Origin of the sequence: Oceanicella sp. SM1341 (assembly GCF_003448965.1) — a bacterium.
Taxonomy (GTDB): Bacteria; Pseudomonadota; Alphaproteobacteria; order Rhodobacterales; family Rhodobacteraceae; genus Paroceanicella.
The window spans coordinates 25,989-49,805 of sequence record NZ_QRGC01000014.1 but is presented as its reverse complement, the minus strand read 5'-3'; the positions used below and the strand labels follow the sequence as shown (position 1 = coordinate 49,805).

Here is a 23,817-nt window from a genome sequence, read left to right as displayed (position 1 = left end):
GCGCGGATTGCAGCACGACCCCGGCATCCGGCTCGACAAGTGGCTCTGGCACGCGCGGTTCTTCAAGACCCGCAGCCTGGCCGCGAAGCTCGCCGGCGCCGGGAAGGTGCGCATCAACGGCGCCCGCACCGAGAAACCGGCCGCCACCGTGCGGCCGGGCGACGTGCTCACCTTCCCCCAGGGCAACGCCGTGCAGGTGGTCCGGATACTCGCGCTGGGCGAGCGGCGGGGCCCGGCGCCCGAGGCCCGCAGCCTCTACGAGCCGGTTGACGCCCCGGCACCCAGCGGGGCGAATTGACTGCCCGCGCGAATTCCCCCCTTGAACCCGTCACGGGCCGGCCATAAAACGCCGATGAACGCGAAAGCGTAAGCGCTTCACACCCTTTTTCTGTGGAATACGGGGCCGCCTACATGACCTATGTCGTCACGGACAACTGCATCGCCTGCAAATACACGGACTGTGTCGAGGTCTGCCCGGTGGATTGTTTCTACGAGGGTGAGAACATGCTCGTGATCCATCCGGACGAGTGCATCGACTGCGGCGTGTGCGAGCCCGAGTGCCCCGCCGATGCCATCCGCCCGGACACGGAGCCGGACATGGAGCAGTGGGTGGAGTTCAACCGCAAATACTCCGAGGCCTGGCCGAACATCGTCCAGCGCCGCGACCCGCTGCCCGAGGCCGAGGAGAACGACGGCAAGGAGGGCAAGCTGGCCTCCATGTTCTCCGCGGAGCCCGGCGAGGGCAACTGACGCGCCAGCGGCCCGCCCCGGCCCGGGCGGGCATCCGCGCCGCTGACGCAACCATTCCGGACGTTGGTTAACCGCGTCTGCACGATTCTCGTGCGCCCATCTTCCAGAATCGACAATATGATGCTATATATGCGTCACAATGTTGGATGCACGGCTCACATGTCAGGTCCCTGACCTGCCGGGAGCCCGTTTCTCTCGCCAGACGAAGCCTCCGCGGGGCTGTCATGCAGGCAGCTCTGGGGTGTTCGTTTCTTTGCGAGAGGCGCGCCGCAGGTCCGTAAGAGGAAGACGCAATGACGAAACTTAAGGCGGATGGGAGGTCGGAGTTCCGGCCGAACGATTACGTCGTATACCCGGCCCATGGGGTCGGTCGCATTCTCACGATCGAGGTTCAGGAAATCGCCGGTCTGAAGATGGAGCTCTTCGTTATCTCGTTCGAGAAGGACAAGATGACCCTGCGCGTTCCCACCGCGAAGGCCAACTCGGTCGGCATGCGGTCGCTGTCCACGCCCGACATCGTCGGCAAGGCGCTCGAAACCCTCAAGGGCCGTGCCCGGGTGAAGCGGGCCATGTGGTCGCGCCGCGCCCAGGAATACGAACAGAAGATCAATTCCGGCGATCTCGTCTCGATCGCCGAGGTGGTGCGCGACCTGCACCGCAACGACGACCAGCGCGAGCAGTCCTACTCCGAGCGCCAGCTCTACGAGGCCGCGCTCGAGCGCCTGACCCGCGAAGTGGCCGCCGTCGACGGTGTCGACGAGCAGCGCGCCGCGAAGAAGGTCGACGAACTGCTCGACTGCCGCGCCGCCTGAACCGAGCTGCACCGGGCGCCTCGCCCGGTTCCCGAGAAAGCCCGCGTCCCCGCCGGACGCGGGTTTTTTCGTGGGCGGGGGAACGCCCGCCTCGCCGAGGGGGCCTGCGGCCCCCGCAGCTCGACAGGCGTGGCGAAGGCCTCTCCGGACCTCCGCCCCCGGCGTGCCCCGGGGCAAGGCGCTTCACCGCGGCGCTGCGTCTGCCGGGCGCTCCTTGCCATAACCTGGCAGCGTCCCGGGAGCGCCCGGCTTCCCCCTTCCGCCCGGGCGACCAGCCCGGGCCGCGCCCGACCCTCCCCCCGGGAGGGCGCGATGGCGATGCCCTGAGCCGCACAGCCGTCGTCCGGAGCTTTGGGGATAAACCGCTGACCACAGGTGTTCCTGCGCCCACCCAGGGTCGGGCGCGGCCCTTCGCGCCTGGGGGAATCCCTGGGAGAGGCGGTGTGAAAGGGAAGATGCAGGTTGCGCGCCGGGCAGGGGCAGGGCATGCGCGCTCCCGGCTCCCGGCTCCCGGCTCCCGGCTCCCGGCTCCCGGCTCCCGGCTCCCGGCTCCCGGCTCCCGGCTCCCGGTTCGGCGCCGCACTCCTCAGCCGAGGCAGGCCACCAGCCCGGCCAGCGCCGCGGTCTCGGCGATCTGCTGCGTGGCGCCCAGCACGTCTCCGGTCTGCCCGCCCAGCCGGGCGCGGGCCAGCAGGCAGACCGCGGCGCCGCCCGCCGCGGCGAGCGCGCAGGCCAGCAGCCCGGCCAGCCCCAGCGCCAGCCCGCCGCCGAGCAGGCAGAGCCCGGTTCCGAGCGCCAGTGCCGCCAGCGGCGGCCGGCCCACCCCGGCCGAGAGCCCCTCGCCGCGCGCGTTCGGCAGCCGCATCGCGACGGCCATCGCGGCGCGCGAGGCTGCGGCGGCCAGCGCCAGGGCCGCGACCGGGCTCCAGCCGGGCAGGGCCGCGAGGGCCGACCAGCGCGCCAGCGTCACCAGCACGAGCGCCACGGCGCCGTAGCTGCCGATGCGGCTGTCCTTCATGATCTCGAGCCGCCTGGCCCGGTCTCGCCCGCCCCAGAACCCGTCGGCGCAATCGGCCAGCCCGTCCTCGTGCAGCGCGCCGGTGGCGAGGGCCAGAAGTGCGAGCGCCAGCGCCGCCGCCATCCCGCCCGGCAGCCCGGCGAGGCGGGCCAGCACCAGCGCGGCGCCGGCAGCCGCCCCCAGGAGCGCCCCCACCAGCGGCCAGGCCCAGGCCGAGGCGGCCAGCCGGCCGGCGATGGCCGCGTGGTCGACCGGCAGCGGCAGGCGGGTGAGCAGGGCGGCCGCGGCGCCCGGGTCGCGTGGCGAGATCAGCGGCTGCGGCGGGCCGCCCTGGCCGGGCACTGGGTGGGGCACTGGATCGGGCACTGGATCGGGCACGGGCACTCCGGCGCCGGGGCGCATCTTGCGGTGACAGGGAGCGGCCATATAGACAGGCGGCGCGGCACAAGACAATCACGGGAGCCCGACATGACCTTCTCCTCCGCGGCCGAATTCGCCACCCTCGTGCGGGGGGCGCCCGCGTTCGACGAGGCGGCTGCCGCCGCTGCCCGGGCCCGCGACGTGACCCTCACCAAGCCGCCGGGCGCGCTCGGCCGGCTGGAGGAGCTGGCGATCTGGTACGCGGGCTGGCGCGGCGCGCCGCTCGGCGCGCTGGAGCGGCCGCAGGTGGCGATCTTCGCCGGAAACCATGGCATCACCGCGCGGGGTGTCTCGGCCTTCCCGGCCGAGGTGACGGCGCAGATGGTGGAGAATTTTCGCCACGGCGGCGCCGCGATCAACCAGCTCTCCCGGGTGGCGGGCGCGGTGCTCTCGGTCGAGGCGCTGGAGCTCGACCGCCCGGTGGCGGATTTCACCGAAGGTCCGGCCATGAGCGAGCCCGAGCTGGTCGCCGCCCTGCGCGCCGGCTGGGAGGCGGTGGACCCCGCCTCGGACCTGCTGGTGACAGGCGAGATGGGCATCGGCAACACCACCTCCGCCGCCGCGCTCGCCGCCGCCCTCTGGGGCGGAGACGCCGAGGGATGGGTAGGCCGCGGCACGGGGGTCGACGATGCCGGCCTCACCCGCAAGGCCGCGGTGGTGCGCGCCGGGCTCGCGGCAAACCCCGGCGCGCCGGGCGATCCGCTCGAGGCCCTGCGCTGCCTCGGCGGGCGCGAGGTGGCAGCGATGACCGGCGCGATGGCCCGGGCGCGGGCGCAGCGCATCCCGGTGCTGCTCGACGGGTTCATCTCCTGCGCGGCGGCCTCGGTGCTGGCCAGGCTCGCGCCCGGGGGGCTCGATCATTGCCTCGCCGCACATGTCTCGGCCGAAGCCGGGCACGCGCGGCTGCTCGAGCGGCTCGGGAAGCCGCCGCTGCTCGCGCTCGGGCTGCGGCTGGGGGAGGGGTCGGGGGCGGCGCTCGCGATCGGGATCGTGCGCGCGGCGCTCGCCTGTCACAGCGGCATGGCGAGCTTTGCCGAGGCGGGGGTGTCCGGCGCCTGACCCGGCCTGCCGCGCGCGGCGCGGTTGCGGAGCGGGGCGGAACCCGTCCCCCGTCCGTGCTCCGCACGGCCGCACCGGGGGCATGCCCCCGGTGGTGCGGGTCGGCAGACCCGCACGGGGACGGCCGGCGCCCGGCCCCCCGGCGGGGTCACTCGCGGCGCAGGATCTTCTCGACCACCCAGGACATCGGCCCGGTGCTGCGGAACCCGGCCTTGATGGCGGCGGGGTCGTAGCGGGTCTCGACCCATTCCTCCAGCCCCATGCCGCTCTCCGCCGTCTCCGCGAGACAGGTCTCGTAGAACCGGTCCAGGATGCCGGTCTTGGCATGCTTGAAATGCCCGTAGCGCGCCGAGAGCTGGCCGAGCGCCTGCTCCAGCGGCTGGCCCTCGATCAGGTGCATGTGCAGCACCGAGACGAAGCCCGCCCGGTCGGCCCCGGACTTGCAGTGGTAGAGCACCGGCGCCTCGGCCTCGCGCATCGTGCGGACCAGCTCGCGGAATTCCTCGCGGCTGGGCAGCTCGCGCGAACGCACGCGCACCCGCGTGAAGGTGAGGCCGAGCTTCTCGCAGGCCAGGATCTCCAGCGGCAGCGAGCCGAACAGCATGCCGCCGCGCAGCGAGATCACCGTGCGCCCGCCCTCGCGCGCGAACCGCGCCAGCAGCCCGGGCGAGGGCTGAGCCGAGCGCGCGCCGGTTTTGCCCAGCCGATGGTAATTGGGGTAGATGAGCCGGAAGACCCCGTGGTCCTGCAGCAGCATGTTCGACCAGGCGCGAAACCGGCCCCACCAGCTCGTCGGCGGTTCCGACCAGCGCTGCAGGTCGCGCTGGCGGCGGCGGGCGCGGGCTTCGGGGCTCTTGGAAAACGGGTTCATCACGCGGACGGGCTTCCCCTGGCAAGGACGCCCCCCCGAGCAGGCGGGCCGGTCTGGCGGGGCTGGCATACCCCGGGCCGGGCCGGGCTCAGCCCCCGGAGGCGAGGGCGCGGCGACTGCGGGCAGGCGGCCCGGTGTGGAGGCGACGACCGGAATCGAACCGGTGTACACGGATTTGCAATCCGCTGCGTAACCACTCCGCCACGTCGCCGGAAATCCTCCCGCGCCGCAGTCAGCCGGGGCTATAGCAAGCCGCGCCGGAGGTGACAAGCGGATATCCGCGCCGGTCCCGGCGCGCGTTTACCTTCCCGCAATGGCAATCGGGTCACATGCGGGAGGGGAGGGGCGCCCGGCCCGGGGGCAGATGATTGCTCCCCCAGACCTTTTGTGGCAATACCGGATCGAACCGAGTGTAGCTGAGGCCCGAACATGACCGATTTCGCCGCCGCCCGCACCGCCATGGTGGATTGCCAGATCCGGCCCTCCGACGTGACGCTTTACCCGATCATTGCCGCGATGCTCGATGTCCCGCGCGAGAAATTCGTGCCGGTGGACATGCGCGACGTCGCCTATGTCGGCGAGCATGTGCCGGTGGGCGAGAATCGCGTGCTGCTCGACCCGCGGGTCTTCGCCAAGATGCTCGACGCGGTGAACCCCGGACCGGACGCGCTGGTGCTCGATATCGCGCCGGGCTGCGGCTATTCCTCCGCCGTGCTCGCCCGGCTCGCCGCCGCTGTCGTGGCCGTCGAGGAGGACGCCGACCTCGCCCGCTTCGCCACCGCCGCCCTGGCCGAGACCGGCGCCGATACCGTGATCGTCGAGAACGCCCCGAACGCCGGCGGCGCGCCGGAGCACGGGCCCTTCGACCTCGTGCTGATCAACGGCGGCGTGGAGCAGGTGCCCCAGGCCATCGTGGAGCAGGTGAAACCCGGCGGCCACATCATCGCCATCTTCGTGGAAGGGCCCTTCGGCCAGTGCCGGGTGGGAACCTGCACCGGTGCATCGGTTGCGTGGCGGAATGTATTTGACGCAACGGCCCCGGTCCTTCTAGGGTTTGAGAAAGAACAGGAATTCGCATTCTGAATTTCGGATGGGCCGGCCCTCCGGGTGGCTCGAGAGAACGGCGGGACGGGAGAAACGGATGAAGCTGGACATGTCGCGGCGCGCAATCGCCGGGATCGCGGTTGCGCTCGGGATGGGGCTGCCGGTGGCGGCCACGGCCCAGACACTGCCCGACGCGCTCGTGAAGGCCTACGAGAGCAATCCGACCCTGCGCATCAGCCGCGCGCAGCTGATGCAGGCCGACGAGCAGGTGGCACAGGCCCGCTCCGACCTGCTGCCGGACATCACCGGCAACGGCTCGCTCGGCGCGGTGTCGGAGTTCACCCGCCAGGGCCGCACCGTGGGCCCGGAGGACACCACCCAGCTGCAGGCCGGCGCCTCGATCGACGGCTCGCTGACCCTGGGCAGCTTCGGCCGCACCCAGGCGCAGATCGACAGCGCCGTGGCCTCGGTGCTCGCCGCCCGCGCCTCGCTCGTGGGCGTGGAGCAGGACGTGCTGCTCGACGCCGCCACCGCCTTCATGGACGTGCGCCGCGACATCCGCTTCGTCGACATCGCCCGCAACAACGTCCGCGTCATCAACGAGCAGCTGCGCGCCACGCAGGACCGGTTCGAGGTCGGCGAGGTGACCCGCACCGACGTGAGCCAGGCGGAGGCCGCCCTCGCCGCCGCCCGGGCAAACCTTGCCGCCTCCACCGGCTCGCTCGCGCAGTCCCGCGCCGCCTATCTCGCCGCCGTGGGCGAGCAGGCGGGCGACCTCTCGCCGCCGCCGCCGATCCCCGACCTGCCGCAGTCCGAGGCCCAGGCCGAGGCCGTGGCGATGCGCGAGCACCCGGTGCTGATCGCCTCGCGCTACACCGAGGAAGCGGCGATGCACGACGTCGAGCTCGCCCGCGCCGGGCTCAACCCGCTGCTCACCCTCAACGGCTCGGTCTACTACGACCACAACCAGGCCGCCTTCCACGACAATTCCACCAACGAGGACACGCTCGGCGCCCTCATCCAGCTGCAGATCCAGGTGCCGCTCTACCGCGGCGGCGAGCTCGACAGCATCGTGCGCCAGGCCGAGGCGATCGTCTCGCAGCGCCGCTCCGAGACCCAGGACACCGCGCGCACCATCCGCCAGTCGGTGCAGCTCGCCTGGTCCGGCCTCGCCGTGGCCCGCGCCTCGATCCGCGCCAACCGCGAGCAGATCGCCGCCGCCGAGGTCGCCTTCAACGGCGTGGTGGAGGAGGCGAAATACGGTGAGCGCACCACGCTCGACGTGCTCGACTCCGAGCAGACCCTGCTGGAGGCCCGCTCCGACCTCGTCTCCGCCCAGCGTGACGAGTTCGTCGCCGCCTACAACCTGCTCTCGGCCATGGGCCTGCTCACGGTGGCGCATCTCGGCCTCACCGTCACCCCCTACGACCCGACGGCGAACTACGAGTACGTGCGCACCAACCCGCCCAACGACGATGGCCTGCGGCTCGAGAAGATCGTCGACCGCTGGAACTGACCGCCGGGCCCTGTCCCGATCCGGCACGAACCGCCGCCCGCGCCCCGCGCCGGGCGGCGTTTTCGTGCGGGCGAGGGGGGGCGGCGCATTGCCTGTCGGGCGTGAAACGCCTATCCATGGGGGGCGGGGCGATGTGGCCCCGCAGCGAGCTTCGAGGCGGCATGGCCGGCACCGGCGACACCCATCACGACACTCCCAGCGTCGAGGACGTGCTGTCCTCGATCCGCCGCCTCGTGACCGAGGAGGAGAACAGCCGCCGCGGCCCGCGCGAGGCGCCGCCCCCCGCCGGGCGCCTCGTGCTCACCCGCGAGATGCGCATCGACGGGCCCGAGCCCGAGAGCCTGTCGGAGGCGGCGGACCTCGCCGACCACATCCGCCAGATCGTGCGCGCCGAGCTGCGCGGCGAGCTGGGCGAGCGCATCTCCGCCAACATCCGCCGCATGGTGCGCCGCGAGGTGGCCCGCGCCCTCGACGCCCGCGACAAGGGCTGAGCGGCGCGATTCTGCCCCGCGCGCGCATGCTGGCACTTCAATATCGCCGCCGCCCGCGCTAGAGAGCATTCCTCGGACGTTACGGGAATGCAGGCGATGACCATGGAAAAGACCTTCGAAGCCGCCGCCGCAGAGGCTCAGATCTCCGCTGCCTGGGAAAAGGCCGGCGCCTTCCGCGCGGGCGCGAACGCCTCGCGCCCGGAAACCTTCTGCATCATGATCCCGCCGCCGAACGTAACCGGCAGCCTGCACATGGGCCATGCCTTCAACAACACCCTGCAGGACATCCTCGTGCGCTGGCACCGGATGCGCGGCTTCGACACGCTCTGGCAGCCCGGGCAGGACCATGCCGGAATCGCCACCCAGATGGTCGTGGAGCGCAAGCTCGCCGCCGAAGGCCAGCCCTCGCGCCGCGAGATGGGCCGCGAGGCCTTCATCGACAAGGTCTGGGAGTGGAAGGAGCAGTCCGGCGGGACGATCATCAACCAGCTCAAGCGCCTCGGCGCCTCCTGCGACTGGGACCGCAACGCCTTCACCATGGACGAGACCTTCCAGCGCGCCGTGCTGAAGGTCTTCGTGACCCTCTTCGAGCAGGGGCTGATCTACCGCGGCAAGCGCCTCGTGAACTGGGACCCGCATTTCGAGACCGCCATCTCCGACCTCGAGGTGGAGAGCATCGAGCGCCCGGGCCACATGTGGCACTTCAAGTACACGCTCGCCGGTGGCGAGACCTACGAGTATGTCGAGAAGGACGAGGACGGGAACGTCACCTTCCGCGAGACGCGCGACTACATCTCCATCGCCACCACCCGCCCCGAGACCATGCTCGGCGACGGCGCCGTGGCCGTCTCCCCCGATGACGCGCGCTACGCGCCCATCGTCGGCAAGATGGTGCACCTGCCGCTCTGCGACCGCCTGATCCCGATCATCACCGACGAGTACCCGGACCCGGACTTCGGCTCCGGCGCGGTGAAGATCACCGGCGCGCATGACTTCAACGACTACCAGGTGGCGAAGCGCAACAAGCTGCCGATGTACCGGCTGATGGACACGAAAGGCGCCATGCGTGCCGACGGTGCCCCCTACGAGGCCGCCGTGGCCCAGGCCCGCGCCATCGCCGCCGGCGCCGAGGCCTCCGAGGCCGAGATCGACGCGCTCAACCTCGTGCCGGAGAAATACCGCGGCATGGACCGCTTCGACGCCCGCAAGGCGGTGATCGCGGACATCAACGCCGCCGGCCTCGCCGTCATGGTCGAGGAGAGCCGCACCGACAAGGAGACCGGAGAAACGGTCACCGAGATGGTGCCCTTCGTCGAGGCGAAGCCGATCATGCAGCCCTTCGGCGACCGCTCGAAGGTGGTCATCGAGCCGATGCTCACCGACCAGTGGTTCGTCGACACCGAGACGCTGGCGAAGCCCGCCATCGAGGCGGTGCGCTCCGGCGCGACGCAGATCCTGCCCGAGCGCGACACCAAGGTGTACTTCCACTGGATGGAGAACATCGAGCCCTGGTGCATCTCGCGCCAGCTCTGGTGGGGCCACCAGATCCCGGTCTGGTACGGGCCCTCCGTGAGCCATGGCGAGAAGGGCGAGGATACGTTCGACGTCTGGAACTGGGCCGAGCCCGTGCCCTTCTGCGCGCCCACCTATGAGGAGGCGCTGGAGCAGGCGAAGGCCTATTACGCCGGTACCGGCGCCTTCGGCCATGTCCTCCCCGAGGCGGTCGAGAGCATGCTCGCCTCCAAGGGCCATACCCGTGACGATGCCGAGGGCCAGCAGATCGCGCTGTGGCGCGACCCGGACGTGCTCGACACCTGGTTCTCCTCCGGCCTCTGGCCCTTCGGCACCCTTGGCTGGCCGGACCAGACCCCCGAGCTCGCCCGCTACTACAAGACCGACGTGCTCGTCACCGGCTTTGACATCATCTTCTTCTGGGTCGCCCGGATGATGATGCTCGGCACGCATTTCATGAACGAAGTGCCCTTCCACACCGTCTATGTCCACGCGCTCGTCCGCGACGAGAAGGGCAAGAAGATGTCGAAGTCGCTCGGCAACGTGCTCGACCCGCTTGAGCTCATCGACGAGTACGGCGCCGACGCGGTGCGCTTCACGCTGGCCTCCATGGCCGCCATGGGGCGCGACCTGAAGCTCTCCACCGCCCGCATCGCCGGCTACCGCAACTTCGGCACCAAGCTGTGGAACGCCGCGCGCTTCGCCGAGATGAACGGCTGCAAGCCGGTGGGGCAGGACATCCCGCAGGCGCGGGAAAGCGTGAACCGCTGGATCATCGGCGAGACCGGGCGCATCCGCGCCGCCACCGACGAGGCGCTGGCCGCCTACCGCTTCAACGACGCCGCGAACGGGCTCTATGCCCATGTCTGGGGCGTGGTGTGTGACTGGTACGTGGAATTCGCCAAGCCGCTGCTCGCCGAGGGCCATCCGGCGCGGGAGGAGACGCAAGCCGTCATGGCATGGGTGCTCGACCAGTGCCTGGTGCTGCTGCACCCGTTCATGCCCTTCATCACCGAGGAGCTCTGGGGCGCCATCGCGACACGCCCGAAGATGCTCGTGCACACCGACTGGCCGGAGTATGGCGCCGAGATCGCCGATGCGGCGGCCGATGCCGAGCTGGGCTGGGTGATCGGGCTCATCTCCGACATCCGCTCCCTGCGCGCCGAGATGAACGTCTCGCCCGGGGCGAAGGTGCCGCTGGTGGTGATCGAGGCGGATGCGCAGGCCGAGGCCCGGCTGGCCGGCGCCTCCGAGCTCATCGCCCGCATGGCCCGCGTGCCGGAGATGCCGCGCGCCGGGGCGGCGCCCAAGGGGGCCGTAACCCTCGCCGTGCCCGGCGCCACGCTGTGCCTGCCGCTCGCCGATGTGATCGACATCGCCGCCGAGAAGGCCCGGCTGGAGAAGGGCCTCGCCAAGCTGGAGAAGGAGGTCAAGGGCCTCACCTCCAAGCTCGGCAACGAGGCCTTCCTCGCCAAGGCGCCGGAAGAGGTGGTGGAGGAGCAGCGCGAGCGGCTCGACGCCGCGACCACCGAGATCGAGAAACTGCGCGGCGCGCTTGCCCGCGTGGCGGAAATGGCCTGACGCGCACCGGCTAAACTCCGGCCCCCCGGGCGCGATTGGGGGGCCTTCGCAAAGGTCGGGAAGATGACGCCCCGCTATACCCCTCTCATCGACAGCCTGCCGGCGTCGGTGCCTTTCGTCGGTCCCGAAACCCAGGAACGGGCCACCGGCCGGGTGTTCGACGCCCGGCTCGGCGCCAACGAGAGCGTGTTCGGCCCCTCGCCCAAGGCGATCGAGGCGATGGAGGCCGCGGCCCGCGAGGCCTGGATGTACGGCGACCCGGAAAACCACGACCTGCGCGAGGCACTGGCCGCGCATCACGGCGTGGGCCCGGAAAACGTGGTGGTGGGCGAAGGCGTCGACGGGCTGCTGGGCTATCTCGTGCGGCTGGTGACCGGGCAGGGCACGCCGGTGGTGACCTCGATGGGCACCTACCCCACGTTCAACTTCCACGTGGCGGGCTATGGCGGCCGGCTCGAGACCGTGCCCTACAAGGGCGACGCGACCGACCCCGCGGCCCTGCTCGACAAGACCCGCGAGACCGGCGCGCCGCTGGTCTACCTCGCCAACCCCGACAACCCGATGGCCGGGCTGCACGCGCCGGGCGTGGTCACCGACATGATCGCGAACCTGCCCGAGGGCGCGCTCCTGTGCCTCGACGAGGCCTATATCGACCTCGCCCCCGAGGCGGCCGCGCCTGCAATCGACGTGAACGACCCCCGCGTGATCCGCTTCCGCACCTTCTCCAAGGCGCATGGGCTGGCGGGCGCGCGGGTGGGCTACGCGCTCTGCGCGCCGGGTCTCGCCTCGGCCTTCAACAAGGTGCGCAACCATTTCGGCATGAGCCGGGTGAGCCAGGCCGGCGCCCTCGCGGCGCTGGGCGACGGCGCCTGGCTCACGCTGGTGCGCGGCGAGGTGGCCCGGGCGCGGGAGCGCATCGCGCAGATCGGCGCGGCGAACGGGCTGGAGGCACTGCCCTCCGCGACCAATTTCGTCACCCTCGACTGCGGGCGCGACGGCGATTTCGCCCGCGCCCTGGTGCGCGAACTGGCGGCGCGCGGCATCTTCGTACGCATGCCCTTCGTGGCCCCGCAGGACCGCTGCATCCGCGTCTCCGCCGGCACCTCCGCCGATCTCGACCTGCTGGAAACCCGGCTGCCCGAGGCCCTGCGCGCGCTCCGCTGAGGGGCGAACGCCCGCCTTGCCGAGGGGGCCTGCCGGCCCCCGCAGCGCGGCGGGCGTGGCGAAGGCCCCGAAGGGCCTCCGCCGGCCCCGGCCCCGCGTCCGGCGCGGGCTGGACAGGCCGGGGCGCCTCGCTAGGATCGGGCGGAACCCGACCCGGAGGAGACCCAGGATGACCGACTACCCCCGCGACATGATCGGCTACGGCGCCACGCCCCCCTCACCGCGCTGGCCGGGCGGCGCGCGCGTGGCGGTGAACTTCGTGGTGAACTACGAGGAGGGCGGGGAGAACAACATCCTGCACGGCGATGCCGCCTCCGAGGCCTTCCTGAGCGAGATCGTCGGCGCCGCGCCCTGGCCGGGGCAGCGGCACATGAACATGGAATCGATCTACGAATACGGCGCGCGGGCAGGCTTCTGGCGGCTCTACCGCATGTTCACGTCGCGGCGCCTGCCGGTGACGGTGTTCGGCGTGGCCACGGCGCTGGCGCGCAACCCCGAGGCGGTGCGGGCGATGAACGATGCCGGCTGGGAGATGGCCACCCACGGGCTGAAGTGGATCGACTACCGCGACGTGCCCCGCGAGGTGGAGGCGGCGCATATCGCCGAGGCGGTGCGCCTGCACACCGAAGTGGTCGGCCGCCCGCCGGAAGGCATCTACCAGGGCCGGACCAGCGAGAACACCATCCCGCTCTCCATGGAGGCCGGCTGCTTCGAGTACTCGGCGGATGTCTATGCTGACGAGCTGCCCTACTACATCGACGGGCCGGACGGACCCTTCCTGATGGTGCCCTACACGCTCGATGCCAACGACATGCGCTTCGCCACGCCGCAGGGCTTCAACTCGGGCGACCAGTTCTTCGCCTACCTGCGCGACACGTTCGAGGTGCTGCGCGAGGAGGGCGGACGGATGATGTCGGTGGGGCTGCACTGCCGGCTGGTGGGGCGCCCGGGCCGGGCCGCGGCGCTGGCGCGCTTCCTCGACCATGTGCAGGCGGCCGGGGCCGATGCCTGGGTCACGACGCGGCTCGATATCGCGCGGCACTGGCGCCGGGAATTCCCGCAGGGCTGAGCGCCCGCCCGAGCCCGGCCGCAAGGCCGGGCGAGACGGGGGAATGGCCCGGAACGGGCCTCCGCATGATTCATGTCTCGCGGGGAACGTCCCTCCGGGGCATCGAGCCCCGTCGGGCCGTGCGCGGCCCGGGCGTGGCGCGCGGGCGGCAGATCGCGGGCTTGCCGCTTGGGCGGGGCGCTCCCGCCCGGCGGTGTGCCGGACGGGAGCGCGAAGGGTCGGCTCAGGCGGTTTCGCGCTCGAGGAACGGGTAGTCCACGTAGCCCTGGTTGCCGCCGCCGTAGAAGGTGGCGGTGTCGGGCGTGTTCAGGCCCGCATCGGTGCGGAAGCGCTCCGGCAGGTCGGGGTTGGCGATGAAGGCGCGGCCGAAGGCCACCGCGTCCACCGCGCCCGAGCTCACGCGCGCCTCCGCCTCTTCCACCGAGTAGTCGCCGTTGCCGATGTAGCGGCTGCGCACCTTGTCACGCAGGCGCTTGAGCACCGCCTTCTCCGCGTCGTCCTGCTGGGCGCCGGGGAATTTCTCCACGAAATGCACGTAGGCGAGGTTGAGCATGCCCAGCTCGTCGAGCAGCGCGCCGAAGGTCGCCTCGGGGTCGCTGTCGAGGCAGTCGTTCGAGCGCTGCGTGGGCGTGAGGCGGATGCCGATACGGTCCGACGGCCAGACCTGGTTCACCGCGCGCACCACCTCGAGCGTGAGGCGGATGCGGTTGTGGATCGAGCCGCCGTAGCTGTCGGTGCGCTGGTTGGTGGAATCGGAGATGAACTGGTGCAGCAGGTAGCCGTTGGCCGCGTGGATCTCCACGCCGTCGAAGCCGGCATCCTTGGCGCATTTCGCGGCGTGGCGGTAGTCCTCCACGATGCCGGCGAGCTCGGAGGTCTCCAGCGCGCGGGGCTCGGAGGTCTCCACGAACCCCTCTTCCACGTAGGTCTTCGACTTCGCGGTGATCGCGGAGGGCGCCACCGGCTTGCCGCCGTCGGGCTGCAGCGAGGTGTGCGAGATGCGCCCCACGTGCCAGAGCTGCATCACGATGCGTCCGCCCGCGGCATGCACCCGGTTCACGATCTGGCTCCAGGCGGCGACATGCCCGGGCGTGTAGATGCCCGGCGTGTCCTTGTAGCCCTTGCCCTGCGCCGAGATCTGCGTGGCTTCCGAGATGATCAGCCCGGCAGAGGCGCGCTGGGCGTAGTAGAGCCCGGCGATCTCGTTCGGCGTGCCGTCGGCCTGGGCGCGGTTGCGGGTGAGCGGGGCCATGAGGACCCGGTTGGGAACGGTGATCGCACCGATCTCGAGCGGCTTGAACAGGGCGTCATGCGCCATGGGGGGTGCTCCTCGGACTTCACTGAGAACTCGTGCATACACACATACATCGTTTCCGCGCCCAGAAAACCCCTTGCGGCGAATTGCTGTGCGAAACATGCGTATCTTTTCACCCGACTTGCCAAGCAGGGGCTCCGGCGGCTAGCTCTGGAAGGCGAAACCGCCTGCCAGGAGCATCCCCCATGTCCGATATCGTCGCCGCCCCCGCCGTTCTGCCGGACTGGGCGCTGGGAAAGATCAACCTCGCCTCGCCCCGGCTCGGCGCCGCCGCCATCCGCTGCACCGACGATTTCTTCGCCCCCATGGCGCGGATGCTCCAGGACGCGCCGGCGGTGTTCAAGCCGGACGTCTACGACGACAACGGCAAGTGGATGGACGGCTGGGAAAGCATCCGCCGCCGCAATGCCGGGCATGACTGGTGCATCGTCCGCCTCGGCGGGCCGGGCCGCATCGCGGGGGTCGATTTCGACACCTCGCATTTCACCGGCAACTACCCGCGCGCCGCCTCGCTCTGGGCCTGCACCGGCGCCACGCCCCCGGAGGAGGACGCGGGATGGACCGAAATCGTTCCCGCCACGCAGCTCTCGGGCAACGCCCACACCTTCGCCGAAGCCACCGTCGACGGCGCCTGGACCTTCCTGCGCCTCAACATCTTCCCCGACGGCGGCATGGCGCGCCTGCGCGTCTACGGCGACCCCCTGCCGGACTGGGAGGCCGCCGGCACCGGGGTGATCGAGCTCTCCGCCCTGCGCAACGGCGGCCGGGTGCTGGGCTGGAACGACGCGCATTACGGCGATGTCTGGGCGCTGCTCTCCGAGGGCCGGCCGGTGAACATGGGCGACGGCTGGGAAACCCGCCGCCGCCGCGAGCCGGGCCATGACTGGCTCATCCTCGCCCTCGGCGCGCCGGGCATCATCGAGCGGGTGGAACTCGACACCGGCCACTACCGCGGCAACTACCCCGACCGCGCCGGCCTGCAGGCCGCCGAGGTGCGCTTCGGCACCGATGACAGCATCATCACCCAGTCGATGTTCTGGCCCACCCTGCTCGAGCCGCAGAAGATGCACCCGGCGCAGATCCACGAGTTCGGCCCCGACAGCCTCAACGCCATCGGCACGGTGACCCACCTGAAGCTCAACATCTTCCCCGACGGCGGCATCGGCCGGCTGCGCATCTGGGGCCGGCGGGCATGAGCCTGCCCGACCTCACCCCCGAGCCGCTGACGCCCGAGGCCTTCGCCCCCTTCGGCCGGGTGATCTGGGACGATCCGGCCACCGCGAAGGAGATCAACGCCGGCTTCACCACCCGCTACCACGCCCTCGCCACCGCCGAGACCGACGCGGAGACGGTGCTCTCGATCTTCCGCGGCCGCCCCCGGCCGCTGGAGGCCGCGATGCTCGAGCGCCACCCGAAGGGCAGCCAGGCCTTCGTGCCGCTCGGCGGGCGCGACTGGCTCGCCGTGGTGGCCCCCGGCCCCGACCCCGCCGGCCTGCGCGTGTTCCACTGCCGCGGCGACCAGGGCCTGCAATACGCCACCGGCATCTGGCACCACCCGCTGCTGGTGCTGGGCGCCGAGCAGGACTTCCTCGTGGTCGACCGGGCCGGCCCGGGCGGCAACCTCGAGGAGACCTTCTTCGAGCCGCGCCACATCGCGCTCTGAGCCCGGGAGCGCGCGCGATGCTCCACCTGCCGAACCGCGATGCCCGCCGGCTGTTCCTCCACCTCCACGGCCTGTCGGAGAGCCCGAACCGCAGGCTGAGCCCCGCCGGGCTCATGCAGGTGATCGAGGGGCTGGGCTTCGTGCAGGTCGACAGCATCGCCACCGTGGAGCGCGCGCATCACATGATCCTGCACGCGCGCTCCCGGGCCTATCGCCCGGCCGATCTCGACCGGCTGCTGGAGCGCGACCGGCTGCTGTTCGAGAACTGGACGCATGACGCCAGCATCATTCCCGCCGCCCTCTACCCGCACTGGAAGCCGCGCTTCGCCCGCGAGCGCGCCCGTCTGGCCGAGCGCTGGGCCGGCTGGCAGGGGCGCGACTACGAGGCAGAGCTCGACCGCGTGCTCGCCCATGTCGCCACCCATGGCGAGACCACGGCCGCCGACCTCGCGCCCGAGCGCCCGGGCAGCTCGCGCGAGTGGTGGGGCTGGAACCCGGAGAAGACCGCGCTCGAATACCTCTGGCGCACCGGCGCGCTCGCCATCGCCCGGCGCGAGAGCTTCCGCAAGATCTACGACCTGCCCGAGCGCGTGCTGCCCGACCATCACCACCTGCCCGAACCCGACCACGACGCCTGGGTGGACTGGGCCTGCGAAAGCGCGCTCGACCGTCTCGGCTTCGCCACGCCGGGTGAGCTCGCCGCCTTCTGGCAGGCCGTCTCGCCCCAGGAGGCGAAGGACTGGGTGGCGCGCAACCGCGAGCGGCTGGAGGTGGTGGAATTCGGCACCGCCGACGGCTCCGGCCGGCATGTCTTCGCCCGCCCCGGCCTCGCCGAACGCGCCGCGGAAGCGCCCGAGCCGCCGGGCCGCATCCGCGTGCTCAGCCCGTTCGACCCGCTGCTGCGCGACCGCAACCGCGCCCTGCGCCTGTTCGGCTTCGACTACCGCATCGAGATCTTCGTGCCGGCTCACAAGCGCAAGTATGGTTACTACGTCTTCCCGCTTCTGGAGGGCGACAGGCTGATCGGGCGCATCGACATGAAGGCCCGCCGCGCCGAGGGCCGGTTGCATGTAACCGCGCTCTGGCCCGAGCCCGGATTGAAGTTTTCGGGGGGAAGACAGGCCCGGCTGGAGGCAGAACTCACCCGGATCGCCCGGTTTTCCGGCTGTCTCGAAGTGACGTGGGAGCCGGGGTGGCTGCGTTTACCTTGACTCGATTTACCGATTGAGCGGCCCTGCTCTCCGCGAGAATATAAAGGCAACAAAGGGGGCTGTGCCATGATGGTTCTGTCTGCATCCTATCTGTCTACTCCGATCCAGGTTCTTATCGAGGACCGCCTGATCCAGCTGCGCCAGAAGATCGTTCAGGGTCAGGCGGGGGCAGAGGCGGTGTCGGCGGATGACGCGAAACTGACCGACACTGACGGTGTCGCGCTGGCCGTGTCCGAAACGGCCGAGGGCCGGGCCACGGTGGACGAACCCCAGCTCCGCCGCGAGCCGCCACCCGAACGCGCGGCACCCGAGCAGGCCGCCGCGCGGCCCGAGCCGGGGCCCGAGCGCGCCGCCCAGCCGGGCACGGGCGTGATCGTCGGCGCCGCCGACAGCACCGCGCCGGAGCGCAGCCCCGCCGTGATCTCCCTGCGCCAGACCGAGGCGGGCGGCGCGCTCGACCTGGCACCCGGCGCCGAGGCGGTGATCCGCATCGACGGGGCGCTGGCCGCCGGGCTCAACGAGGTCGGCATCGGCTGGACCGGCATCGACACCGTGCGCCTCACCTTCGCCGCCGGCGGCAGCATCCTGGTGCGCGGCGTGAGCGGCGCCTCCCTCGCGCTGCTCTTCGGCAACGGCCAGGCCCACCACGTGAGCCGCTCGGTGGGCGTCGACCGCCGCATCTGACCGCCGGGCCCCCCGGCCCCGAAGCGCGCAGACCACCGGGGCCCGCGCGGGCGGGGGAGCGCCGGTCACACGGGCAGGCAACGTCGCCCCAGCCGCAGCCGCCGTCTCCCGGCCTTGCCGAAACGGCGGGCAGGGCATGCAGCCGCCCGGCGCGCCGGCCAGGCGGCCCGATCACGCCGCAGGCCGAGCGCGCGGCCGGGCTTCGGGCCGATGAGCTGCGCGATCTCGGGCAGCGCGCAGCGGGGCAGGGCGCCGGCGGCCTCCCCGGCGTGGGGCGCGCAGACGCGGGCCGCGTGAGTGGCTCCGGCCGGTGTCAGATCTTCCCTGAGAGCCGCGCGTCGTCCGGGCTTTCCGCCGCTCGGGGCCCCGTCTCCGTCCTGCCGCCGGTCTGCGCGGTGCCGCGCTCACGGTAGGGGGTGGTGCTGAAACAGGCCCGGTAGCATTTCGAGAAATGCGAGGGCGAGGTGAAGCCGCAGGCCAGCGCCACGTTGATCACCGACATGTCGGTCTGCAACAGCAGGTGCCGGGCCTTCTGCAGCCGCAACTCCATGTAATAGCGCTTCGGCGAGCGGTCGAGGTAGCGGCGGAACAGCCGCTCGAGCTGGCGCGTCGACATGCCCACCGCCATCGCGAGGTCGGCCGGGCTCTCCGGCTCCTCGATGCGCTCCTCCATCAGCTTGATCACCGAGGCGAGCTTGGGGTGGCGCACCCCGATGCGCGTGGGGATCGACAGGCGCTGCTCGTCGCGGTCGGTGCGCATGGTGGTGTAGATCATCTGGTCGGCCACCTGTGCGGCGAGATCGGCGCCATGCGCCTCCGCGATCATCTTCAGCAGCATGTCGGCCGAGGCCGAGCCCCCGGCCGAGGAGCAGCGGTTGCCGTCGATCACGTAGATGTTGGCGGACAGCTCCACCTCCGGGAAGGCCTCCATGAAGGCGTCGCGGTTCTCCCAGTGGATGGTGCAGCGCCGGCCGTCGAGCAGCCCGGCGCGGGCCACCGCGTGGCTCCCGGTGCAGATGCCGCCCAGGGCGATGCCGCGCCGCGCCTCGCGCCGCAGCCAGTTCAGCACCGCGCGGGTGGAGGCGGCCTGCACACCGGTGCCGCCGCACACCAGCAGCACATCGTCGCGCTCCAGCTCCTCCAGCCCGATGTCGGGGGTCACACGCAAGCCGTTGGAGAAGGTCACCGCCTCGCCGTTTTCCGCCGCCACCACCCAGGTGTAGAGCACCTTTCCCGCCACCCGGTTGGCGATGCGCAGCGGCTCGATGGCGCAGGAAAACGAAAGCAGGGTCGCGTTTTCGAGGATCAGGAACACGAAGCGCTTCGGTTTCAGTGCATCGCTCATCCGGCTCCGCTCGCTCCCTGTCTCAGGCTGGCATCATGGGAACACGTTGAAATCAGCGCATGGCCGAGGTCAATACGCGATTTGCGCAACGGTGTGTGAGCGCGCACCCGCGGGGAGTTTAGGCTGGTTTCAGCCGGGCGCCTCGCCTATATGGGGGCGCACAAAACAACCATGAAAGGGGAAACCGACATGTCCGGCACATGGACCAAGACAGACTGGCGGTCCAGGCCTCGGATCCAGATGCCCGAATACACGGATCAGGAGGCGCTGAATACTGTCGAGAGACAGCTGGCAAAGTATCCTCCGCTGGTGTTTGCGGGCGAGGCGCGCCGCCTGAAGGCCGCCCTGGGCGAGGTGGCCGAGGGTCGTGCTTTCCTGCTTCAGGGCGGCGACTGCGCCGAGAGCTTCGAGGAATTCGGCGCCGACAACATCCGCGACACCTTCAAGGTGCTGCTGCAGATGGCCGTCGTGCTCACCTATGGCGCCCGCCTGCCGGTGGTGAAGGTGGGCCGCATGGCCGGCCAGTTCGCCAAGCCGCGCTCCGCGCCGATGGAAACCGTGGCCGGCACCGAGCTGCCCTCCTACCGCGGCGACATCATCAACGGCTTCGACTTCACGCCCGAGGCCCGCATCCCCGACCCGTCGCGGATGCTGCAGGCCTACACCCAGGCCGCGGCGACGCTGAACCTGCTGCGCGCCTTCAGCCAGGGCGGTTTCGCCGACATGCACCGGGTGCAGAGCTGGAACCTCGGCTTCGCCGGCGGCGAGGGCTACGAGAAGTACCAGGACATGGCCGACCGCATCTCGCATGCGCTCGACTTCATGTCGGCGGCCGGTGTCACCTCCGAGACCGCCGCCTCGATGAGCCGGGTGGACTTCTACACCTCGCACGAGGCGCTGCTGCTGGAATACGAGGAGGCGCTCACCCGCGTCGACTCCACCTCCGGCCAGACGGTCGCGGGCTCCGGCCACATGATCTGGATCGGCGACCGCACCCGCCAGCCCGACGGCGCCCATGTCGCCTTCGCCCGCGGCGTGCTGAACCCGATCGGGCTGAAATGCGGCCCCTCGCTCTCGACCGATGACCTGCTGCGCCTCACCGACCTGCTCAACCCGAAGAACGAGCCCGGCCGCCTCACCCTCATCGCCCGCTTCGGCGCGGGCAACGTGGGCGAGCACCTGCCTAAGCTCGTCGAGGCGATCGAGCGCGAGGGCCGCAAGGTGGTCTGGTCCTGCGATCCGATGCACGGCAACACCATCAAGTCGGACTCGGGCTACAAGACCCGGCCCTTCGAGCGGGTGCTCTCGGAAGTGCGCGAGTTCTTCGCCGTGCACCGCGACCTCGGCACCCATGCCGGCGGCGTGCATTTCGAGATGACCGGGCAGGACGTGACCGAGTGCACCGGCGGTGTCTCGGCCGTGTCGGACGCCGATCTCTCCAGCCGCTACCACACCGCCTGCGACCCGCGCCTCAACGCGGCCCAGGCGCTGGAACTGGCCTTCCTCGTGGCCGACGAGCTGCACCGCACCGCACCCGCGCCGGCGCGCACCGTCGCCGCCGAGTAAGCTTCCCCGGGGCCCCCACGCGGGGCCCCGCTGCTGTCCCGACCCCTGACGGCCGGCGCGCCCGGCCGAACCGAGGCACCCCCCCATGACCGACCCGATCCTCGTCATCACCTCCGCCGCCGGGGTTTCCGACGCCGTGCTCGCGCGCCTTGCCGCCGCCGGCGGCAGCCCGCGCCGCCTCGCCCCCACCGCCGCGGAGGCCACGGGCGACATCGAGGCCCTGCGCGCCGTGCTCGCCGGCGAGCCGCTCGACCTCAACACGGTGCCGGCGGCCAACCGCGAAAAGCGCCTGCTCATCGCCGACATGGACAGCACGATGATCCCGGTGGAATGCATCGACGAGATCGCCGACTTCGCCGGGGTGAAGCCGCAGGTCTCCGAGATCACCGAGCGGGCGATGCGCGGCGAGCTCGATTTCGAGGCCGCCCTGCGCGCCCGCGTCGGCCTGCTGAAGGGCCTGCCGGAAAGCGTGCTGGAGGAAACCTACACCAGCCGCATCTCGCTCAACCCCGGCGCCCGCACCCTGGTGCGCACCATGGCGGGGCGCGGCGCCGTCACAGCGCTCGTCTCCGGCGGGTTCACCTATTTCACCGCCCGCGTCGCCGCCGAGGCGGGTTTCGCGGTGAACCAGGCCAACACGCTGATCTTCGAGGACGGCAAGCTCACCGGCGCGGTGCAGACCCCGATCCTCGGCCGCGAGGCCAAGCGCGAGGCGCTGCTCAAGCTCTGCGCCGAGGCCGGCATCACCCCCGCCGACGCCATCGCCGTGGGTGACGGCGCCAATGATCTCGCGATGGTCGAGCTTGCCGGGCTGGGCGTGGCCTACAAGGCCAAGCCCGCCCTGGCCGAGCGGGCCGACGCCCGCATCGCGCACGGCGACCTCACGGCGCTGCTCTCGCTCCAGGGGATCGGGGCGGAGAGCTACGCCGGCTGAGGCCGCGTCAGTCCCGGTCGACCAGCCGCAGGTGGCCGCGGCGGCGCTCGGTGCCGGGCTTGCGCGCCCCGCCCTCGATGGCGCGGAACGGCGCCGGGGCATGGGCAAAGCCCGGCGCCGGCTCGGCGAAGCCGGGGCCCCGCGGCGGCTTGCCCGGCTCGCTGCCCGCCTTCACCTCGATGGTGCGGATGTTCGCCGCCCGGATCGACAGGCGCACCGGCGGCACGTCGGTGTCGAGCCGGCCCTTCACCTGCAGGCAGCCCAGGATGCGCGACACCTCGCCGAAATCGCTGCGCAGCGGCAGCAGGATCATCTCGGCGGGGCGATGGTCGCCCGAGGGCGCATGCGCGTCGAGTTCCAGGTGCGCGATGCAGGGCCCGCCCAGCACCTGGCCGAGCGCGGTGTCCAGCGCCACGCGGTCGTTCATGCGCATGAGCGCGCGCAGGCTCATGCCGCGCAGCTCCATGCCCATCATCTCGCACAGGGTCATCCCCGCCAGGCGGATGCGCACGTTCGAGCCGCCCAGGTGCTCGAGGATGAACATGTTTTCCAACGCGGATTCGAAATGCCGCGGGTCAATCTCAGAGCGATAGGGCGCGGCGCGCCCGTTGCGCAATTCTTCCCAGTAATCCGACAGTTCGCGCAGTGTCGGATCCGAAATCACCATCGGTGCCGCCCCCTCTTGTCCCGTTTCGGGACGCTTACCGGATTGCCTGTCCTGTTCCGAGCCATCATACGGTGCCATTTTAGTACAATTCTCCGAATTTGTCGCTGACAAGATCGTCTCTGCCCGGTACCTCGCAAGTCGCGTGCCAGCTTCGGGGCGCCCGCCGGTCTTGCGCCGGGGCGGCCCGTCTGTATTGTGCCGCCAATCGCAGCAGGAGGGCAGAATGGTGCAGTCGATGACCGGATTCGCCGAGGCGACAGGGGCGGACGAGCGCCTGTCCTGGCGCTGGGAGGCGCGCGGCGTGAACGGCCGCGGGCTCGATGTGCGCCTGCGCCTGCCCGAGGGCTGCGAGGCGCTCGACCCGGTGCTGCGCGCCACCTTCTCCAAGGCCTTCTCGCGCGGCAACATCACCGTGGGCCTGCGCATCGGCCGCGCCCAGGGCGCCGCCGACAGCCGCATCGATTTCGCCGCGCTCGAGACCGCGGTCGCGCTGCTGGCGGAGGCCGAGCAGGCCGCCATCTCCGCCGGGCTCGCGCTGCAGCCCACCACGCCGGACCGGCTGCTGGCCCTGCCGGGCGTGCTGGTGAGCGGCGAGGGCGAGGAGATGCTCACGCCCGAGCGCCGCGCCGCCCTCACGGCCGGCATCGAGGAGCTTGCCACCGCCTTCGCCGCTGCCCGCGCCGGGGAGGGCCAGGCCCTCGCCGCCATCCTCGCCGGCCAGGTCGACGAGATCGAGGCCCGCATCGCCGAGGCGCGCGACACCGCGGAGGCCCGCGCCGCCCGCTCCGGCGCCACCCTGCGCGAGAAGGTGGCCGCCCTGCTCGAGGCCGGCGCCCCGGTCGACGAGGCGCGGCTGGCGCAGGAGCTCGCCCTCCTCGCCGTGCGGGCCGACGTGACCGAGGAGCTCGACCGGCTCACCGCCCATGTGGCCGCCGCCCGCGCGCTGCTCGCCGCCGACGGGCCGGTGGGCCGCAAGTTCGATTTCCTCGCCCAGGAGTTCAACCGCGAGGCCAACACCCTGTGCTCCAAGGCCGGCGCGCCGGACCTCACCCGCGTGGGGCTGGAGCTGAAGGTGCTGATCGACCAGATGCGCGAGCAGGTGCAGAATGTCGAGTGACGCGGCCT

At 71.4% G+C, this 23,817-nt stretch carries 21 protein-coding genes, 1 tRNA gene and 1 pseudogene; 17 read left to right on the top strand and 6 right to left on the bottom strand.

Annotation, left to right across the window (positions count from 1 at the left end; all coding sequences use genetic code 11):
* Nucleotides 1-7 precede the first annotated feature (7 nt).
* The 3 genes from D3P35_RS13980 to D3P35_RS13970 all read left to right on the top strand — a co-directional run bounded on the left by D3P35_RS13980 (nucleotide 8) and on the right by D3P35_RS13970 (nucleotide 1,562).
* Nucleotides 8-298, top strand: a complete 291-nt coding sequence (locus D3P35_RS13980) for an RNA-binding S4 domain-containing protein (RefSeq protein ID WP_118135357.1) — start codon at nucleotides 8-10, stop codon at nucleotides 296-298.
* Between the two features lie 113 nt (nucleotides 299-411).
* Nucleotides 412-750, top strand: a complete 339-nt coding sequence (fdxA, locus tag D3P35_RS13975) for a ferredoxin FdxA (RefSeq protein WP_118135421.1) — start codon at nucleotides 412-414, stop codon at nucleotides 748-750.
* Nucleotides 751-1,043: 293 nt separating this feature from the next.
* Nucleotides 1,044-1,562 carry a CarD family transcriptional regulator gene (locus tag D3P35_RS13970; RefSeq protein ID WP_118135356.1) on the top strand — a complete coding sequence of 173 codons (519 nt, stop codon included), beginning with the start codon at nucleotides 1,044-1,046 and terminating at the stop codon, nucleotides 1,560-1,562.
* A 586-nt stretch (nucleotides 1,563-2,148) separates the two neighbouring features.
* On the opposite strand, the gene cobS is transcribed toward D3P35_RS13970, so the two are convergent.
* Nucleotides 2,149-2,892 (bottom strand): adenosylcobinamide-GDP ribazoletransferase, encoded by a 744-nt coding sequence (cobS, locus tag D3P35_RS13965; protein WP_232830511.1) that lies wholly within the window; start codon nucleotides 2,890-2,892, stop codon nucleotides 2,149-2,151.
* A 156-nt stretch (nucleotides 2,893-3,048) separates the two neighbouring features.
* On the opposite strand from cobS, the gene cobT reads away from it, so the two are divergent.
* Nucleotides 3,049-4,059 carry a nicotinate-nucleotide--dimethylbenzimidazole phosphoribosyltransferase gene (gene cobT / locus D3P35_RS13960; RefSeq protein WP_118135354.1) on the top strand — a complete coding sequence of 337 codons (1,011 nt, stop codon included), beginning with the start codon at nucleotides 3,049-3,051 and terminating at the stop codon, nucleotides 4,057-4,059.
* A 148-nt stretch (nucleotides 4,060-4,207) separates the two neighbouring features.
* Here the strand turns inward: cobT and D3P35_RS13955 are convergent, their stop codons facing one another.
* Nucleotides 4,208-4,930 carry a tyrosine-protein phosphatase gene (locus tag D3P35_RS13955; protein WP_157982151.1) on the bottom strand — a complete coding sequence of 241 codons (723 nt, stop codon included), beginning with the start codon at nucleotides 4,928-4,930 and terminating at the stop codon, nucleotides 4,208-4,210.
* 137 nt (nucleotides 4,931-5,067) lie between these two features.
* Nucleotides 5,068-5,141 (bottom strand) — tRNA-Cys (locus D3P35_RS13950).
* A gap of 218 nt (nucleotides 5,142-5,359) precedes the next feature.
* Between D3P35_RS13950 and D3P35_RS13945 the strand changes: the two genes are divergently transcribed.
* From D3P35_RS13945 to puuE, 6 genes and pseudogenes are all read left to right on the top strand, one after another.
* A complete protein-coding gene (locus D3P35_RS13945) occupies nucleotides 5,360-6,013 on the top strand; it encodes a protein-L-isoaspartate O-methyltransferase (protein ID WP_118135352.1) in 654 nt (217 codons plus the stop codon).
* Between the two features lie 58 nt (nucleotides 6,014-6,071).
* Nucleotides 6,072-7,490 carry a TolC family outer membrane protein gene (locus D3P35_RS13940; RefSeq protein ID WP_157982150.1) on the top strand — a complete coding sequence of 473 codons (1,419 nt, stop codon included), beginning with the start codon at nucleotides 6,072-6,074 and terminating at the stop codon, nucleotides 7,488-7,490.
* A gap of 131 nt (nucleotides 7,491-7,621) precedes the next feature.
* Nucleotides 7,622-7,981 (top strand): hypothetical protein, encoded by a 360-nt coding sequence (locus D3P35_RS13935; protein WP_157982149.1) that lies wholly within the window; start codon nucleotides 7,622-7,624, stop codon nucleotides 7,979-7,981.
* Nucleotides 7,982-8,077: 96 nt separating this feature from the next.
* Nucleotides 8,078-11,074, top strand: a complete 2,997-nt coding sequence (locus tag D3P35_RS13930; RefSeq protein ID WP_118135420.1) for a valine--tRNA ligase — start codon at nucleotides 8,078-8,080, stop codon at nucleotides 11,072-11,074.
* Nucleotides 11,075-11,137: 63 nt separating this feature from the next.
* Complete coding sequence (locus D3P35_RS13925) at nucleotides 11,138-12,238, top strand: pyridoxal phosphate-dependent aminotransferase (protein WP_118135349.1); 1,101 nt, start codon at nucleotides 11,138-11,140, stop codon at nucleotides 12,236-12,238.
* A 169-nt stretch (nucleotides 12,239-12,407) separates the two neighbouring features.
* Nucleotides 12,408-13,298 (top strand): annotated as a pseudogene (gene puuE / locus D3P35_RS13920) (allantoinase PuuE); the annotation flags it as partial.
* A 232-nt stretch (nucleotides 13,299-13,530) separates the two neighbouring features.
* Here the strand turns inward: puuE and D3P35_RS13915 are convergent.
* The gene (locus tag D3P35_RS13915) at nucleotides 13,531-14,625 is read right to left on the bottom strand and encodes an alkene reductase (RefSeq protein WP_118135347.1); all 1,095 of its coding nucleotides are present in this window, start codon (nucleotides 14,623-14,625) and stop codon (nucleotides 13,531-13,533) included.
* Between the two features lie 182 nt (nucleotides 14,626-14,807).
* Between D3P35_RS13915 and alc the strand changes: the two genes are divergently transcribed.
* The 4 genes from alc to D3P35_RS13895 all read left to right on the top strand — a co-directional run bounded on the left by alc (nucleotide 14,808) and on the right by D3P35_RS13895 (nucleotide 18,180).
* The gene (alc, locus tag D3P35_RS13910) at nucleotides 14,808-15,818 is read left to right on the top strand and encodes an allantoicase (RefSeq protein ID WP_118135346.1); all 1,011 of its coding nucleotides are present in this window, start codon (nucleotides 14,808-14,810) and stop codon (nucleotides 15,816-15,818) included.
* Nucleotides 15,819-15,820: 2 nt separating this feature from the next.
* Entirely contained in the window at nucleotides 15,821-16,285 is a 465-nt protein-coding gene (locus D3P35_RS13905) for an ureidoglycolate lyase (protein ID WP_370031376.1), read from the top strand.
* 17 nt (nucleotides 16,286-16,302) lie between these two features.
* Complete coding sequence (locus tag D3P35_RS13900) at nucleotides 16,303-17,496, top strand: winged helix-turn-helix domain-containing protein (protein WP_118135344.1); 1,194 nt, start codon at nucleotides 16,303-16,305, stop codon at nucleotides 17,494-17,496.
* Between the two features lie 66 nt (nucleotides 17,497-17,562).
* Complete coding sequence (locus tag D3P35_RS13895; RefSeq protein ID WP_118135343.1) at nucleotides 17,563-18,180, top strand: hypothetical protein; 618 nt, start codon at nucleotides 17,563-17,565, stop codon at nucleotides 18,178-18,180.
* Nucleotides 18,181-18,493: 313 nt separating this feature from the next.
* Here the strand turns inward: D3P35_RS13895 and D3P35_RS13890 are convergent, their stop codons facing one another.
* Entirely contained in the window at nucleotides 18,494-19,525 is a 1,032-nt protein-coding gene (locus D3P35_RS13890; RefSeq protein WP_118135342.1) for a GlxA family transcriptional regulator, read from the bottom strand.
* A 189-nt stretch (nucleotides 19,526-19,714) separates the two neighbouring features.
* Here D3P35_RS13890 and D3P35_RS13885 point away from each other — a divergent pair, with 189 nt between their 5' ends.
* On the top strand, nucleotides 19,715-21,091 hold the full coding sequence (locus tag D3P35_RS13885) for a class II 3-deoxy-7-phosphoheptulonate synthase (protein ID WP_118135341.1): 1,377 nt from the start codon (nucleotides 19,715-19,717) through the stop codon (nucleotides 21,089-21,091).
* An 85-nt stretch (nucleotides 21,092-21,176) separates the two neighbouring features.
* On the top strand, nucleotides 21,177-22,025 hold the full coding sequence (gene serB, locus D3P35_RS13880) for a phosphoserine phosphatase SerB (RefSeq protein WP_118135340.1): 849 nt from the start codon (nucleotides 21,177-21,179) through the stop codon (nucleotides 22,023-22,025).
* A gap of 7 nt (nucleotides 22,026-22,032) precedes the next feature.
* On the opposite strand, the gene D3P35_RS13875 is transcribed toward serB, so the two are convergent.
* On the bottom strand, nucleotides 22,033-22,692 hold the full coding sequence (locus tag D3P35_RS13875; protein ID WP_157982148.1) for a PAS domain-containing protein: 660 nt from the start codon (nucleotides 22,690-22,692) through the stop codon (nucleotides 22,033-22,035).
* Between the two features lie 223 nt (nucleotides 22,693-22,915).
* On the opposite strand from D3P35_RS13875, the gene D3P35_RS13870 reads away from it, so the two are divergent.
* A complete protein-coding gene (locus D3P35_RS13870) occupies nucleotides 22,916-23,809 on the top strand; it encodes a YicC/YloC family endoribonuclease (protein ID WP_118135338.1) in 894 nt (297 codons plus the stop codon).
* Nucleotides 23,810-23,817: the final 8 nt, after the last annotated feature.

What these genes read in the sequence shown, in the direction of transcription:
- fdxA (WP_118135421.1), top strand. Translation starts at nt 412, where the DNA reads ATGACCTATGTCGTCACGGACAACTGCATCGCCTGCAAATACACGGAC.
- D3P35_RS13970 (WP_118135356.1), top strand. Translation starts at nt 1,044, where the DNA reads ATGACGAAACTTAAGGCGGATGGGAGGTCGGAGTTCCGGCCGAACGAT.
- cobT (WP_118135354.1), top strand. Translation starts at nt 3,049, where the DNA reads ATGACCTTCTCCTCCGCGGCCGAATTCGCCACCCTCGTGCGGGGGGCG.
- D3P35_RS13955 (WP_157982151.1), bottom strand. Translation starts at nt 4,930, where the DNA reads ATGAACCCGTTTTCCAAGAGCCCCGAAGCCCGCGCCCGCCGCCGCCAG.
- D3P35_RS13945 (WP_118135352.1), top strand. Translation starts at nt 5,360, where the DNA reads ATGACCGATTTCGCCGCCGCCCGCACCGCCATGGTGGATTGCCAGATC.
- D3P35_RS13940 (WP_157982150.1), top strand. Translation starts at nt 6,072, where the DNA reads ATGAAGCTGGACATGTCGCGGCGCGCAATCGCCGGGATCGCGGTTGCG.
- D3P35_RS13935 (WP_157982149.1), top strand. Translation starts at nt 7,622, where the DNA reads ATGTGGCCCCGCAGCGAGCTTCGAGGCGGCATGGCCGGCACCGGCGAC.
- D3P35_RS13930 (WP_118135420.1), top strand. Translation starts at nt 8,078, where the DNA reads ATGACCATGGAAAAGACCTTCGAAGCCGCCGCCGCAGAGGCTCAGATC.
- D3P35_RS13925 (WP_118135349.1), top strand. Translation starts at nt 11,138, where the DNA reads ATGACGCCCCGCTATACCCCTCTCATCGACAGCCTGCCGGCGTCGGTG.
- D3P35_RS13915 (WP_118135347.1), bottom strand. Translation starts at nt 14,625, where the DNA reads ATGGCGCATGACGCCCTGTTCAAGCCGCTCGAGATCGGTGCGATCACC.
- alc (WP_118135346.1), top strand. Translation starts at nt 14,808, where the DNA reads ATGTCCGATATCGTCGCCGCCCCCGCCGTTCTGCCGGACTGGGCGCTG.
- D3P35_RS13900 (WP_118135344.1), top strand. Translation starts at nt 16,303, where the DNA reads ATGCTCCACCTGCCGAACCGCGATGCCCGCCGGCTGTTCCTCCACCTC.
- D3P35_RS13895 (WP_118135343.1), top strand. Translation starts at nt 17,563, where the DNA reads ATGATGGTTCTGTCTGCATCCTATCTGTCTACTCCGATCCAGGTTCTT.
- D3P35_RS13890 (WP_118135342.1), bottom strand. Translation starts at nt 19,525, where the DNA reads ATGAGCGATGCACTGAAACCGAAGCGCTTCGTGTTCCTGATCCTCGAA.
- D3P35_RS13885 (WP_118135341.1), top strand. Translation starts at nt 19,715, where the DNA reads ATGTCCGGCACATGGACCAAGACAGACTGGCGGTCCAGGCCTCGGATC.
- serB (WP_118135340.1), top strand. Translation starts at nt 21,177, where the DNA reads ATGACCGACCCGATCCTCGTCATCACCTCCGCCGCCGGGGTTTCCGAC.
- D3P35_RS13875 (WP_157982148.1), bottom strand. Translation starts at nt 22,692, where the DNA reads ATGGTGATTTCGGATCCGACACTGCGCGAACTGTCGGATTACTGGGAA.
- D3P35_RS13870 (WP_118135338.1), top strand. Translation starts at nt 22,916, where the DNA reads ATGGTGCAGTCGATGACCGGATTCGCCGAGGCGACAGGGGCGGACGAG.